The organism is Cellulosilyticum ruminicola JCM 14822 (assembly GCF_001311925.1).
GTDB classification, from domain to species: Bacteria; Bacillota; Clostridia; order Lachnospirales; family Cellulosilyticaceae; genus Cellulosilyticum; species Cellulosilyticum ruminicola.
In genome coordinates, this window is record NZ_BBCG01000038.1 from 1 (window position 1) to 14555 (window position 14555).

The 14555-nt window shown below is 32.7% G+C and carries 13 protein-coding genes; 11 read left to right on the forward strand and 2 right to left on the reverse strand.

The features are described 5' to 3' along the window. The first annotated feature begins 148 nt into the window (after positions 1–148). From JCM14822_RS12185 to JCM14822_RS20335, 5 genes are read left to right on the forward strand one after another with little or no spacing between them, the layout of a single operon-like run. The gene (locus JCM14822_RS12185) at positions 149–532 is read left to right on the forward strand and encodes a GntR family transcriptional regulator (protein WP_054742660.1); all 384 of its coding nucleotides are present in this window, start codon (positions 149–151) and stop codon (positions 530–532) included. A gap of 1 nt (position 533) precedes the next feature. Next, a complete protein-coding gene (locus tag JCM14822_RS12190; protein WP_054742661.1) occupies positions 534–1430 on the forward strand; it encodes an ABC transporter ATP-binding protein in 897 nt (298 codons plus the stop codon). Further along, positions 1430–2569, forward strand: a complete 1140-nt coding sequence (locus tag JCM14822_RS12195) for a hypothetical protein (protein ID WP_054742662.1) — start codon at positions 1430–1432, stop codon at positions 2567–2569. Before JCM14822_RS12190 ends, JCM14822_RS12195 begins: the two co-directional genes overlap by 1 nt. Positions 2570–2572: 3 nt before the next feature. Next, positions 2573–3343 (forward strand): hypothetical protein, encoded by a 771-nt coding sequence (locus JCM14822_RS12200; RefSeq protein ID WP_054742663.1) that lies wholly within the window; start codon positions 2573–2575, stop codon positions 3341–3343. A gap of 35 nt (positions 3344–3378) precedes the next feature. Next, positions 3379–3525 (forward strand): hypothetical protein, encoded by a 147-nt coding sequence (locus tag JCM14822_RS20335; protein ID WP_157047738.1) that lies wholly within the window; start codon positions 3379–3381, stop codon positions 3523–3525. A 448-nt stretch (positions 3526–3973) separates the two neighbouring features. On the opposite strand, the gene JCM14822_RS12205 is transcribed toward JCM14822_RS20335, so the two are convergent. Continuing rightward, positions 3974–4780 carry a hypothetical protein gene (locus JCM14822_RS12205; RefSeq protein ID WP_054742664.1) on the reverse strand — a complete coding sequence of 269 codons (807 nt, stop codon included), beginning with the start codon at positions 4778–4780 and terminating at the stop codon, positions 3974–3976. Next, a complete protein-coding gene (locus tag JCM14822_RS12210) occupies positions 4747–5100 on the reverse strand; it encodes a hypothetical protein (protein WP_054742665.1) in 354 nt (117 codons plus the stop codon). Before JCM14822_RS12210 ends, JCM14822_RS12205 begins: the two co-directional genes overlap by 34 nt. 283 nt (positions 5101–5383) lie before the next feature. Here JCM14822_RS12210 and JCM14822_RS12215 point away from each other — a divergent pair, with 283 nt between their 5' ends. From JCM14822_RS12215 to JCM14822_RS12240, 6 genes are read left to right on the forward strand one after another with little or no spacing between them, the layout of a single operon-like run. Continuing rightward, complete coding sequence (locus tag JCM14822_RS12215) at positions 5384–5719, forward strand: hypothetical protein (RefSeq protein ID WP_054742666.1); 336 nt, start codon at positions 5384–5386, stop codon at positions 5717–5719. A 17-nt stretch (positions 5720–5736) separates the two neighbouring features. Further along, positions 5737–7113 (forward strand): ABC transporter ATP-binding protein, encoded by a 1377-nt coding sequence (locus JCM14822_RS12220; RefSeq protein ID WP_054742667.1) that lies wholly within the window; start codon positions 5737–5739, stop codon positions 7111–7113. Next, entirely contained in the window at positions 7100–8410 is a 1311-nt protein-coding gene (locus JCM14822_RS12225) for an AMP-binding protein (protein WP_172674818.1), read from the forward strand. The genes JCM14822_RS12220 and JCM14822_RS12225 overlap by 14 nt, the downstream gene beginning before the upstream one ends. Then, positions 8370–13454, forward strand: a complete 5085-nt coding sequence (locus JCM14822_RS12230; protein WP_054742669.1) for a non-ribosomal peptide synthetase — start codon at positions 8370–8372, stop codon at positions 13452–13454. The genes JCM14822_RS12225 and JCM14822_RS12230 overlap by 41 nt, the downstream gene beginning before the upstream one ends. Before the next feature lie 12 nt (positions 13455–13466). Beyond that, positions 13467–13748, forward strand: coding sequence for a glycosyltransferase (locus tag JCM14822_RS12235; protein WP_054742670.1), 282 nt, complete (start codon positions 13467–13469; stop codon positions 13746–13748). After that, on the forward strand, positions 13687–14544 hold the full coding sequence (locus tag JCM14822_RS12240; protein ID WP_054742671.1) for a glycosyltransferase family 2 protein: 858 nt from the start codon (positions 13687–13689) through the stop codon (positions 14542–14544). Before JCM14822_RS12235 ends, JCM14822_RS12240 begins: the two co-directional genes overlap by 62 nt. Positions 14545–14555: the final 11 nt, after the last annotated feature.

Below are 14555 nucleotides of genomic sequence, written 5' to 3' on the forward strand. Positions count from 1 at the left end.
AAAATAAAACAAAAAAATATATTGACAATTTGGCAAATTAAAGTGTATAGTGTGTACTAGGTGATGTAGTACACACTATACACATTTTTAGTATTAAGAAATATTACGACACAGATGTAAAGTATAGTGACATTAAGGAGGCGAAAAGATGTTTAATATTGACCCAAGAGATCCACGGGCTTTATATGAACAGATTATTGACCATATCAAAGAACAAGTGATTAAAGGTACTTTAAAACCAGGTGATCAAGTACCATCTGTAAGACAACTTGCGAGTATGTTGACAATAAATGCCAATACAGTAATGAAAGCTTATAATGAACTGGAAAGACAGCAGCTTATTGAAACCATTAGAGGAAAAGGAACTTTCATCGCACAATTGCCTGAGAAGGCCATTAATGAAAGTCAGCTTATAAGTATTCAAAAAGAGCTCAAGAGTAGCTGCTTAGCACTACATTATATGGGACTTAGTAAAGAGGATGTATTAGAAGAAGTCAGTCAGATTTATGAGGATTTATTGAGGGAGGAATAATATGATTCATATTAATCATGTAAGCAAGAGCTTTGGGCATCACAAAGTATTAGATGATGTATCTATTCATGTAAAGCCTGGAACGATTTATGGAGTTATTGGCGAAAATGGGGCAGGAAAGAGTACACTTATTCAATGTCTTGTAGGAATTTATGAGCCTACAGAAGGAGAAATTATAGTAGAAGGGAATACAGTATATGAAAATAATGAGGTGAAAAGACACATTGCTTATGTTGCAGACCGTAATCAATTTTTTCCACAGTATACCATTAAGAAAATGATTGGTTTATATAAGGAGATTTATCCAAGCTTTGAAGAAGCTAAGTTTCATAAGTATAATGAAATCTTTGGGCTTAAGCTCACGACAAAGGTAAAAAACCTTTCAAAAGGGATGCAGATGCGTCTTTCGATTATGCTGAGTTTGGCAACTAATCCGAAAGTACTTGTATTAGATGAACCTACATCAGGACTTGATGCAATTGCTAAAAAAGATGTTTTAGACTTACTCATTGAAATCGTAGATGAAACAGGTATGACTGTAGTCATTTCTTCTCATCATTTAAGTGAACTAGAGCGCATTTGTGATGAAATGACTATGATTTATGAGGGGAAGGTGATTTATCAATCTTCAGTAGAGGAACTTAAAAATAAAGTACGTAAATTACAAATCGTATTTGAAGGTAAAGCACCAGAAGGGCTTGCTTTATTAGATGGCATTCTTTCAGTAGATCATATCGGCAGCGTTTATTACATAGTAACTAAGAACTATAGCAGTGATCTGGTAAGTCAGTTAAAAGATATGGGAGCAAGCCTAGTGGAACCAATTGGTTTAAATCTTGAAGAAGTCTTTATTTATACAGCCAAGGCAAAACAACAAGAGGAAAGGAGAAATGCTTAATGAAAAACTTAAAAGCGCTAATTAAAATAGAACGTAAACCTGCTTTAGTCATGGGGATTTATTTTCTAATAGTAAATCTAATCGCCGTTATTGGACCTGTAGGTAGTATGAATAATATATGGCGATGGTATTTAGAAGCTGGTATTAGTCGCTATGATTTTTGGGAAATAGGCTCACGTATTTATGAAAGTTCTTATTGCGTATTAATAGGGTATATGCTAGGCATTGTATTACTTGTTTATTTACAGTTTAAAAAAGATAAAAGTATAGAAATTGGCCGTTTTATAAAAGCTTTGCCTTATACAAATGGACAAAGAGCTACTGTGAAGATTACTATGGGGATTTTAAGTATTACAATACCTTTTCTAATCTATGGCCTCCTGGTTTTAGCTATGAGAAGTTATTATACAAATTTATTTAGCGAAGTACTACGTGTGACAGCTTTTGAAACAGTTAGCACTTATTTAAACCGCATCAGTGTCTATTTAGGGATTTTAGGTGTAGCGTATATACGTCTTATTATGATTTATTTGATTTTAATACTGGGTGAATATTTGCTGAGTCATAATGTAGGCAGTTTGATTATTACAGCGGTTAGTGTGATGGCACCAGCTTATTTATGGCTGAGCAATATAGAGGAAATTGGGAGTCGTGTAGATCTTTATCAATATGATGAAGAGGGCATAGCCCATGGCATAGGTTATTATTTACATGAGATTAATTCATGGCTTGAAGATATTTATATGAATTATATGAATACACGGGGAGGTGGCATTAAAATTTCGGCAGGGGAGTCATTTAACTATACTACAACAGAAAGAGGCTCTATAGTTGGACTCATTTATTTTGTAGTAGCAGTGATTTGTTGCCTTGTGATTGTAAAACAAGTCAAGAAGCAACGCATTGAAAATATAGATATTTTAATACCAAGTCAATTCATACGTGGCATTTTTATAGCAGGCTACGCATTATGTAGTGGATGTCTTGTACGTGATTTAAGTAAAGAGGTTTTAAATCAAGTGGCATTAGGTTATCCTAGAATCATTTTAGATGTCCTATTAGTCATTGGACTTATTGTAGGTGTAATTATAGCGCGTAAGGTTGCATCTATTGGATTACAAAATAAAAGGGAGGTGTAAAGGATGAAAAAGAAACTTATTTTAGCATTATTCATGAGTAGCTTAGTTGTATTAAGTACAGGTTGTACAAATTCTAATAATCTTTCAGAAACAATGGTTGTGACAGGAACCAATAAGGACTATATCACTTATGATTTTAAAGAATGGGGAACGCTTATGGGACAAGTCGCAGGACTGGTTGTTAATAATAGAGAAGAAAATAATGATATAAGGGTTGAACATGACAGGCCATATGATATGGAAAGTTCTATTTATACAGGTAAAGATGAAAGATATATTTATATTAATATAGATAGTGCGCTAAGTAAAAAAGCATTAAGCTATGCAGCTAATTATATGGGAGAAGAATTAAATACTTTTGTTCAAAAAATAAAGGATACAAAGATTGATCAGCAAAGTAGATGGATAAGAGAAAATGAAAGAGGAGCAGTACTTACTGAAAAAATAGGTGAATATAGCCTGCTTGGTATAAGAGGAGAAAAGGAAAATGAACTTTACATTTTCCATGAACCCTTTAAATTCAAAAATGAAAGTGATGCAGCCTTTATGCAGGCATTTCAAACAGATCACTTCTTGTTGTCAGGGTATTCACAAGGGGCAGAGGAGAGCCTCGTTGAAATGAGCACACCACTGCGTATGACTCGTGGATATGTTGCTTATACAACAAGTTATTATCAGTTTTTTAGAGATGAAAAAAGGGAACTTAAAAAAGTACGTATGATAATAGATGCTTATAGCAAAGCCCTATTGAACAAGCAGAATTTGAGCCATTAAAAGTAGCCATTAGTGCATTGGGCGGCGATGATCATTTGAATGAACAAATACAAGAAGAAGTTAACAAAATTATTAATAAATCTTCTCAAGGTAAGGTGATTGCATCAGATAAAGTTAAATGTACCATTAAATATCAACAAAGTTATGAAAGTGAAAGCATAATTGAAGTAGCTGTAGAGTAAATATTGGGTTTAGAAAAGGGTGTCATGAATTTTATGGCACCTTTTTTATTGTGCATAATTTTGTCTAAAATAAGGAAAAAATGTATTTAGATTGAAAGTGGACTTGTTTCCGTGTATGATAGAACAAATGCAAAGTGATATGTCTAAATGAAGGAATTTATAAAGACAGTAAGTCTGTGATGCTTACATTAGCTATGAAATACCTAGATCATGCAGCTTATGATACCATTAGAAACTTTACCGAAGGCACATTTAATGGAGGACAAAGCTTACTTTATACATACAGCTGCTAATGGTGGGGGAGGTATTCAAGTGAAAATCCAAACCTAAGTGACAAAACAATGAAAATTGTTGAAGAAGTAAAAGAACAAATTAAATCTGGAAAAATTGTTGTTGTAAACAATAATGATGCAGGGAATTTCATTAAATAATTAACCAGCCACTTCCTCTAATTGTTTGAGAAGGGCAGTAACGCCGAGGTGCCATTTAGGGTCTTCGGCGTATTTTTATTGAGCCATTTAATAGGATCCGCGTCTTCTGGGCAGCCTTTACTGAGATTAATAATAGTACGGGCTGCAATAAAAGCTGTATCTTCAATACTTGTATTAAAGTCTTGCCAGCTACCATAGACGTTAAAAGGGTTATTGACAATTTCTAAGGCACGGTGATGAGATTTAGGCACGAAACCTTGCTCTTGACCTGTAATAGCAAACATTAGAAGTGGATTAATATTATAGCTTGCTGCAGCTTCTAAGATTGTACTAAAGTAAGGTTCTTCAGCAAGCATAGAACCACGATTTATAAGCCAATCCTTAAGAGCTGTTTCATTAATGGTTTTATATTGGAGATGTATCATTAAGTAATCTTCTTCTGGAATTGCAAATGTTAATGGTGTTGGTGTTGCAATTGGCTTAGAAATTTCAGTAGATACTTCTAGAGGCGTAACAGATTTAGAATGTAGTGTAAAAATCAGAATGCAACTGGTGATACTAAGGAAACCTATTATGGAGGAAACGAGTTTAATGTGCTGTGGTAATCGATATGGTTTTAATTTAGACGTATGAATACTTGAAATATGTATAGCCGTAGGTTCTACAGAGTTATCGTCTAGGGTAGGTGGTGAACTAAGGTTAGTATGTAGGGGAGAAGTAATGTTTGAATAGGGCGCATTAGACAGTGGGGGTATCGCTGCTTTTTGATAGGACGTTGTAAAATATTCTGCTAAAAGTTTATGTTCAGTTGCTTCACTAACCAAGCTGCTAGGGGTGATAAGTTAGTTTCTATAGAAGGTGGATTTAAAGTAGTATAGGCATTTACTACATCCTGAGCATTTAATGAAAAGGATTGCTTTTGAACGATAGTTTTTAAAAGATCTTGGATAAGTGCTTGCTGCATTTTTTCGTCAAAGGAGGATAAATTGCTACGTAAAATGTGCTTAATAGCTTTTGAAAGTAAATCTGCACGTTCTTTAGATGAAGCATTAGGATATTTTTGTGCAATAGTATTTTTTAGTGTAATAACATTTTCTGCATAAAGTATTTGAGTTGTTTCTAAATTTTTTAGTGTATTTGACATTCAATGACCTCCTTCGCCAGATTTCTTAAAACTTTACCTTATTTTAACAAAAACTAATAAGTAGGGCAACAATGCAGAGGAAATGAGTAATGAGCATGAAAAAATATAAATAAATGTAGTTATTGAATAAAAAGATGTAAAAATATTTTATATATTCGTTAAAATATATAAAATATTAAATGACTTGTGTGTATAAATGTGTGAAATAAACAAAAGAGTTTTTTTGAATATACTTTATTATTTTAAAAATTATGTTAAAATATAACAAAGAAAGGGTGATGGTATGAAAAAGATAATCTTAAGGTATAAGGGATGGTTTGCACTTACTTTCTTTATGAAAATTATGGTAGGTGTAGTTTTTATTTCTATTTCACTTGCTTTGCAGCGTATTGTGGATGCAGCTGTAACAGGAGATGTGAAAAAGCTTATAAACACATTTATTTGGGTAGTAGGATATTTTGTAGTAGTAGGTCTGACCGATTATTTGCATCGCATTATAGAGGCTTATTATATAACTAAAACATTATGCCATTTTAAAAAGAAGATTTTTGAAGGATTATTACGCCAAGATTATGTGAGTTTTATCAGCAAAATACAGCAACCTATCTTTCAAGTTTGACTAATGATATTCATTTAATGGATAAGAATTATATTAGCCCAGCCTTAGCTATTATATCAGATGCGGTGATTATTGTAGGCAGTACAGGTGTTTTAATATGGTTTAATGTATGGATTGCATTGGCAATGATTGTTACATCAGCATTTATATTGATTATTCCTAAGCTATTTGGTAAGAAGCTTTCTAGCACAAGAGGACATTATAGCCAAGCATTAAGTGAACTGACCATGCGTTTAAAAGATATTTTTCTAGGTTATGAAATTATTAAATCATATTATATGGACAAGTTTACAATTAAGAAGTTTCAATTGATTAATAAAGAAGTTGAAGATACTAATTTTAAGGCATTAGAAACTATTTCAAGAAGTAGTGCATTAGCCAGTTATTTAAGCATTATGACACAAGCTGTTTCTATTGGACTAGGTGGTTATTTTGTCATAAAAGGACAGTTAAGTATAGGGGCATTGTTTGCCATTGTACAGTTAGGGGAGAGTTTAGGGGAACCTATTATGATGATTATTGATAAAATTAATGTCTTAAAAAGTATGACAGAAATTAAGAATCATTTAGTAGAATTTATGGATATTCCAGATATAGAAGCAACAAGACATAAACAGCTAAGCAGGGTGAAAGAAGACATAACTTTAGAAAATGTCAATTTTGCTTATGAAGAGGATAAAAATGTTTTAAATGACCTTTCAATTACTTTTGAGAAAAATAAAAAATATGCCATTGTGGGGAGTAGTGGCAGTGGTAAATCTACTTTATTGAAGCTTATATTAGATGAGTATATGCCACAAGAAGGAAAAGTAATGATTGATCATCAATCTGTTTCGGAAGTTACAAGGCAATCGTTATATGAACAAGTAGGTATTATTCAGCAAAATGTTTATTTATTTGATACGTCTTTAAAAGAGAACATTACACTAGGAAGGACGCTTAAAGCGGAAGTATTAGAGGAGTCACTTAAACAAAGTGGTGTAGCAGAATTTGCCACAAGTATGCAACTGGATTTAGATGCACCTTTAGGGGAAAATGGAAATAAGTTATCAGGTGGACAAAAGCAGCGCATAGCTATTGCCAGGGCCCTTGTTCAGAAGAAACCTATTTTATTATTAGATGAGTATACTTCTTCATTAGATCAAAAGATTGCCAGTGAAATAGAAAACATAGTACTTAAATTAGAGGATGTAACGATTATATCTGTTACACATAAATTGCTGCCGAATATACTTAAGCAATATGATGAAATTATTGTGATGGAGAAAGGTAGTATAAGAGAAAAGGGAAGTTTTGAAGATCTTATGAAAAATCAAAGTGCTTTTTATAATTTGTATTATGCTGAAGGCATTACAGATTGTGAAGAAAGGGATGAGAATATTGAAGCAATGTAAGTATAGTTTGACATTAACTCAATTACTAGTAAAAAAGACTGATCAATTAAATCAGAGTGTAATAACAGAAGAAACTATTTTAAGTGGCATTTTAATTATTTTAAATCGTTATACAGGAGAAGAAGAAATTGAAGTGCAAGTATTTGGGGAAGAAGCATATAGCCTAAAGATTACTATAACTCAAGAAATGACTTGTGAACAGCTATGGCAAGCTTTAAAGCATAAGCAACTTCAAGACGAAGTAGTAAAACCTTCTTATAAAATAACTTTTATGAGCTTAGAAGAGATTGTGATAGAAACATTAATAGCGACACCAGTACTTTGTAAAGTAGAACAATTGATACTTATTTTGCAGCAAATGATAGAAAATCCAAGTATTCAGATTGCAGATTTAAATTTGCTTACACAAGCAGATGAAATGCTTATTTTAAAAGAGTTTAATCACAATACATATCCATCTAGTAAATATGAAGTAGTTATACCATGGTTTGAAAATGTAGTCAGTCAATATGGAGAGCAGTTAGCAGCTATTTGCAATGATGAAACAATAACCTATAAGTTTTTAAATGAAAAAGCCAATCAAGTTGGTTGGCTTTTAAGAAAAAGAGGAATAGGACCTAAAGATTATGTAGGGGTCATAACAGGCCGTGGCATGGATATGCTCATAGGGATTATGGGAGTATTAAAGGCAGGGGCAACTTATGTACCTATTGATCCACAGTATCCCGAAGAGCGTATCAACTATATTTTAACAGATTGCGGTGCAAAGTGTATTGTAGGTAATAGTTATTTAGATGAATTACAGGGAAATTGGGAGAAAGTGTATTTAACAGATCTTAAGGAAAGTACAGTTAACTTAGAAAATTTAAATCATCCTGAGGATATAGCTTATGTGATTTATACATCTGGAACCACTGGAAAACCAAAAGGTGTTATGATTACCCATAGTAATTTATGTCATATTATTGAGGCGTATCAGAAGTGGTATGACGTAACATATCAAGATGTCATTTTACAGTTTGCAAGTATGTCATTTGATCAATCTGTATGGGATATTTTTGGCACCTTATTAAGTGGGGCAACTTCTTGTCTTGTAACCGAGCACTTATTAGTTCATTTAGAACAGTTAGAGGAGTATATACAGAGCAAAGGCGTAACTTTTGTAGGACTTACACCTACTGTGATTAATGAGTTAAATCCAGAAAGATTACCTCAGTTAAGAGTTCTAGAATCAGGGGGAGAAAAAGCTCAGTTAGATGTGCTTAAAAAAGTGGCAGAAATATTGCCGCGTCTTTAATACATATGGACCTACAGAATGTACAATTAATGCGTTATCTTATGAATATAAAGGTGAAGAAAAGTTACCAATTGGTAAACCAATAGGTGATGTGCAAGTTTATATCTTAGACAAGAAAGAAAGACTGATGCCTATAGGTATTCCGGGAGAACTTTGCATTGCAGGAAAAGGTGTGGCGAAGGGCTATTTAAATCGCCAAGCTTTAACTGATGAAAAGTTTATAGATAATCCTTTTGGAAGTGGTAAATTGTATAAAACAGGAGATTTAGCCAAGTGGTTACCAGATGGTAATGTAGATTATTTAGGACGTATGGATGAACAAGTTAAGATTCGAGGCTTACGTATCGAACTTGGTGAAATCGAAATGGTACTTAGAAAGCAACCGTATATACAAGAAGCTGTAGTAATGGTTGCACAAAATAATTTTGGTGAAAGTTATTTATGTGCCTTTTTTGTAGCAAGTCGAGAGATTGAGCTTACAGCACTTAAAAATGCTTTAAAAGTAGATTTACCTAATTATATGGTGCCACACTGTATGTTACAAATCCCAAGTATGCCACGTACCACTAATGGAAAAGTGGATAAACGAAAGTTACCAAAGCTGGAATTAGAAGTGGTTTATGAGGCACCTACTAATGAAATAGAAGAAAAATTATGTGAGCTTTTTTCTAGTATATTAAATATACCAAGAGTAGGTATTCAAGATGATTTTTTTGCTTTAGGTGGACATAGTTTAAGAGCCACTAAGCTCATTAATGAAATAGCCAGCATTTATCATATTCAGTTGGCAATTCGTCAATTATTTGAAAATCCTACAGTTAAAGCTATGAGCAAGCTGATTAAAAATGGGCAGACAACTTATTTTGAATCTTTGGAAAAAGCAGAAGTGCAAGAGGATTATCCTATTTCAGCTGCCCAAAAAGGAATGTATATTTTAACTTGTTTAGCACCGGAAAGTGTGAATTATAATATGGCAGAAGCTTTTTATATTGAAGGTGCTTTAGATGTGAAAAGATTAGAAAATGCTTTTCAAACTATTATAAAAAGACATAGTGCTTTGCGTACAAGTTTTATAAGAAAAGGGGAAGAGATTGTACAAAAAGTTGCTGAAAAAGTAGATTTTAAATTGGAGTTTGAATGGACTACTCAAGAAGAATTAGCTCATCAGTTATTAAACTTTATACAGCCTTTTGATTTAACAAAAGCCCCACTTATAAGAGGCAAAGTTTATGCTTTCAAAGAAAACCAATATGTATTAGCAATGGATCTACATCATATTGTGGGAGATGGCAGTTCTTATAGCATTATTATAGAAGAATTAAGCCAAATCTATAATAAAGTACCTCTAAAAGAAGTCGCATTTCAGTATGTTGATTATACCAAATGGCAACAAGAAGCAGCTTATCAAGAAGATTTAAAGGCACAAGAAGCGTATTGGCTACAATGCTTTAAAGAGGAGATACCAAGTTTAGAGATGCCAATTGATAAGGTACGCCCATTTAAACAAAGTTTTGAAGGGGATAGTTTTTATTTCAAATTACCAGAAGAATTGTATAAGACTTTACAAACACTTTGTGGTAAGCTGCATGTTACTTTAAATATGTTAATGCTGGCAAGTTATAGTGTTGTATTACAAAAATATAGTGGTCAAGAAGCATTGGTTATTGGTATGCCTATTGCAGGAAGGGATCAATTGGCTTTACAAGAAATTGTGGGGATGTTCGTAAATACACTACCTATTTACCTAAAGCCAGAAGGAAAGAAGTCATTTAAAGCTTATCTAGAAGAAGTTAAAGAATGCCTTTTAAAAGGCTATGAAAATGAAGAATATCCATTTTCAAGCTTAATTGAAAAACTACATTTAGCAAAAGATGCAAGTCATAATCCACTTTTTGATGTAGCTTTTGTATTTCAAAATACGGAAGAAGAAGTCCTAGACTTAAAAGGGACACGAACCAAAGCTTATCCGATAGGAAATAAAGCTGCACGTTTTGATTTGACTTTAGTGGCTCAGCCTGTAAGAGATGGTATTGACTTTGAAATGAATTATTGTACAAAACTTTATCATTTAGATACCATTAAGCATTTGAGTAGCAGCTTTATATGCATTTTAGAAAGTATTAGTAAAGATGCCAATCAATTAATTGAAGAAATTGAAGCAATAGATTTAAAAGAAAAAACAGCTATTCTAGGATTTAACGGAGAAGAAAAAATATATGAAACAGCCCCATTATTACATGAGTTATTTGAACAGCAAGTAAGTTTAACACCACATCAGATTGCTATAAAGCTAGAAGAAACAACAATAACTTATGAAATGTTAAATGAAAAAGCAGATGCATTAGCTTATAAATTGCAATTAAATGGTATAGGTGCAGGCTGTATAGTTGGTTTATTTACAGAAATCACTATAGAAAGACTCATAGGTGTATTAGCAATCTTAAAAGCAGGGGGGGCGTATTTACCAATAGACCCTATGTATCCAACAGAACGTATTGCTTATATTTTAGAAAATAGTAAGGTAACAGTTTTATTAACCCAAAGGAAATTAGAAGCACAAACTATGTTTAATGGCTGTAAAATTTATTTAGATGATCAAGAGGTATATGAGTTAAGAGGAAAATTAAAGCAAGAGACTACGCCAGAAGATTTAGCTTATGTCATTTATACATCTGGTTCCACAGGCAAACCTAAGGGCGTTATGGTAGCCCATAAAAATATAGTTAATACGTTATTATGGCGCAAAGAAGAATATCAATTAACAACGGAAGATAAAGTTCTTCAAAATTTCTCAGTAGCGTTTGACGGCTTTGTAACAAGTTTCTTTACCCCTATTATTTCAGGTGCTACAGCAATTTTTGTAGGATTAGATAAAGAAAAGGATGCTGGGTATTTGGCAAAGACTATTATAAAAGAAAAGATTACACATTTAATAATGGTTCCTATTTTGTATAAAGCTATTTTATTAAGTGGCCATTTAAGGGCAGATAATCAAAAGCTTAAAGTGGTTTGTGTGGCAGGAGATAAGTTAGATGGGGAGACTGTTAAATTAAGTGAAGAAATAGTGCCTGATGTAGAATTAGCCAATGAATATGGCCCTACTGAAAATGCAGTGGCAAGTAGTATTTTAAGAAAAGTAACAAGTCATCGAAGTATAACAATAGGTCATCCTATTACTAATTGTTATGTCTATATCGTAGATAAAAATTTAAAATTAGTACCTATTGGCGTGAAAGGAGAAATTTGCTTAGGTGGTAAAGGGGTTACCAAAGGGTATTTAAATAGACCTGAGTTAACGGCTGAACGTTTTGAAGCAAATCCATATCGCCAGGGAGAACAGCTTTATCATACAGGTGATTTAGGAAGATGGCTGCCAAATGGGGAAATCGACTTTATACGAAGAATGGATGATCAGGTACAAGTAAGAGGATACCGTGTAGAGTTAGGAGAAATAGAAAATGTATTATTAACCTTAGAGGGAATAAAAGAATGTGTTGTGCTAGCTCAAAATCAAGAAGCAAATACACAGCTTTATGCTTACTATATGGCACAAGAAGAAATACCAAAGACTAAGATTAGAAAAGCACTAAGAGAAAAATTACCATACTATATGGTGCCAACTTACTTTATTTATATGAAGGAAATGCCAATTACGCCAAATGGGAAAATAGATCGTAAGGCACTATTAAGTATAGAAATTGCAACAGACTATGAGGAAAATGAGCAGTTAAATAGCATGGAAAATCAATTGCTACCTCTTTGCTTACAAGCATTTAAAGTTACTCAGCTTAGAAAAGGAGAAAATTTCTTTGATATAGGGGCAGATTCTTTGAAACTTATTGAGTTACAAGCCTTATTGTTGAAAGAAGGTCTAGAAATATCAATAGCTATATTGTATGAAAAATGTAGCTTAGAGGAATTAGCAAGTTTTATAGAGGAACATAGACAAGAATTTATTTATAAAGTAGGAGAAGAACAGCAAGAAGAGATGAGTAATCAAGGGGTTACATTACCGACAGTGCTGCAACGCAAGATGACAACTTATTTACATCGGAGTTTACCAATGTGTATTTTAATGGCATATGAAGCTTATTGGCCATGGTATTATAGTAACTTCACACAGATTTATGCTTATGAAAACGCAGCAGGCTATGTAGAACTTAATTACTTAGAGCCATTTGATGGATATATTGATGTAGCAGAGGTTATATGTTTTGGTTATCCGCTTCTTCAAAATGTAAACGCTATTGTAACGTATATAAAAGAAAATATAAATCGTGGTTATTATGTGGTGGCACATTTTGATGAATATTATTTGCCGAATAAATGGGCTTATCAAAAACAACACTTTATACATAGTTCATTGATTTATGGTTATGATGAAAGTTTACAAAAGGTATATCTCATAAGTTTTGATGAACAAATGACTTTTACAAAGTTAAGTTATGAGATGCCATTATTGGAGAAAGCTTATATTGAAGGAGAAAAATATTATAAAGAAAGTGCGCCATGGTGTGAATGGTCAGCTGTGCAACTGATTAAGCCAAGAACCCCAGAACGGGTATTTCCATTTAGTCTAACAAGATTTAAAAATAAATTAGAAGGATATTTGCAAGGAAAAGATGAGGGTTATATCACTTATACATTAGAACTTGATCCTAAAGGCATGACATATGGTAAAAATGTTTACCAGGTAGTGATTGGATGCTTAGAAAAAGTATTAAAAAATGAAATTTGTATAGACTATCGTGCCATTCATTTGCTTTATGAACATAAAGTAGGACTTTTAGAACGCTTCAATTATATTGCAGTACATTATAAAGTACCTGAGGATTTTAAAGAACAGCTTACATTGTATGAAGAGCTTATAGGGCAGTGCAATGTTATGCGTTTAAAATTTAAAGCAATGCAAGAATTAGAAGGGATTGTAACAGACAAACAAAAAGAAACAATTCAAGAGACCATAATAAAACTTAAACAGATTGCACAACGAGAAAATAGCCTATTACATAGGCTATATGACGCCATAAAAGGCTTAGAGTAAAGGAGGAGTGTTATGCTAAAATATAGTTTTGTGATTCCAGCTTATAATAATGGATTACTTTTAAAAAATAGTTTAAGAGCATTAAATAATCTAAAGCCTATAGGGAGAGGAGACTATGAAGTTATTGTAGTAGATGATGGCTCTCAAGATAAGTGTGAAAGATTTATAAATGGTATAAATAAGGAATATGATTTAAAATACATTTATTTAGAACGCAATGAAGAGTCAAGCCGTGCAAAATCACGTAATATGGGGGGTTGCTCAGGCAAAAGGGAAATATGTAGTATTTATTGATGCAGATATTATTGTAAATGACAATTACTTAGAAGAACTAGATAGATGTTATGCCATTAATGACAATATTATTGTAGCGGGTGGACGTCTTTTAATGAATGCAGCTATTCCAGAAGAGATTTGTTTAGAGAATAAGTTATTTAAAAGTAACTATCTTACATCTGAGCATGTAGAGAAAGAATTTCGAGAAGAGGTTTTTAAGGATTTATCTTTTAATGGCGCAACGATGCAAAACCCTTTTTTATTTTGCTTTACATGTAATTTAAGTGTACCAAGGGATGAAATAGCAACATTAGGTGGATTCGACGAGGACCTTAAAAAATGGGGAGTAGAAGATGTAGAAATGGTATATCGTTTATATCAAAAGGGCCTAAAAATAGTTTTTAATTATCGCAATACAGTAGTACATCAATTTCATGGTAATAGACAGGGAAAAGTGGTGAAGAAAGAGCAGGAAGAAGAGGTAGACTATAATTCTAGAATTTTTAGCCAAAAACATATAGGGGCTATGGGATTAGATGCACAAGGTATTCAAAGACTTTTTAGAAGTATTGCAACAGTTTATAAAGAGCTAGAAAAAGCAATATCACCAGATGAAAATTGTATTCAGATTGATTTTAAAGAGGCCAATCAGTTAGTACAAATCAAACAATTACTTAAAGGGCTTATAGCTAAAAAGATAAGTCATATTGTGATTTATGATTATGTAGAACAAACAGATTTAGATATATGGATACAATTACAAGAAACCTTTGGAAAACAAGTGAAATATTATCCTATTTCAAAAATAATTTAGGGGAGTGTTAG

What these genes read in the sequence shown, in the direction of transcription:
- JCM14822_RS12185 (WP_054742660.1), top strand. Translation starts at nt 149, where the DNA reads ATGTTTAATATTGACCCAAGAGATCCACGGGCTTTATATGAACAGATT.
- JCM14822_RS12190 (WP_054742661.1), top strand. Translation starts at nt 534, where the DNA reads ATGATTCATATTAATCATGTAAGCAAGAGCTTTGGGCATCACAAAGTA.
- JCM14822_RS12195 (WP_054742662.1), top strand. Translation starts at nt 1,430, where the DNA reads ATGAAAAACTTAAAAGCGCTAATTAAAATAGAACGTAAACCTGCTTTA.
- JCM14822_RS12200 (WP_054742663.1), top strand. Translation starts at nt 2,573, where the DNA reads ATGAAAAAGAAACTTATTTTAGCATTATTCATGAGTAGCTTAGTTGTA.
- JCM14822_RS12210 (WP_054742665.1), bottom strand. Translation starts at nt 5,100, where the DNA reads ATGTCAAATACACTAAAAAATTTAGAAACAACTCAAATACTTTATGCA.
- JCM14822_RS12215 (WP_054742666.1), top strand. Translation starts at nt 5,384, where the DNA reads ATGAAAAAGATAATCTTAAGGTATAAGGGATGGTTTGCACTTACTTTC.
- JCM14822_RS12220 (WP_054742667.1), top strand. Translation starts at nt 5,737, where the DNA reads ATGGATAAGAATTATATTAGCCCAGCCTTAGCTATTATATCAGATGCG.
- JCM14822_RS12230 (WP_054742669.1), top strand. Translation starts at nt 8,370, where the DNA reads ATGTGCTTAAAAAAGTGGCAGAAATATTGCCGCGTCTTTAATACATAT.
- JCM14822_RS12235 (WP_054742670.1), top strand. Translation starts at nt 13,467, where the DNA reads ATGCTAAAATATAGTTTTGTGATTCCAGCTTATAATAATGGATTACTT.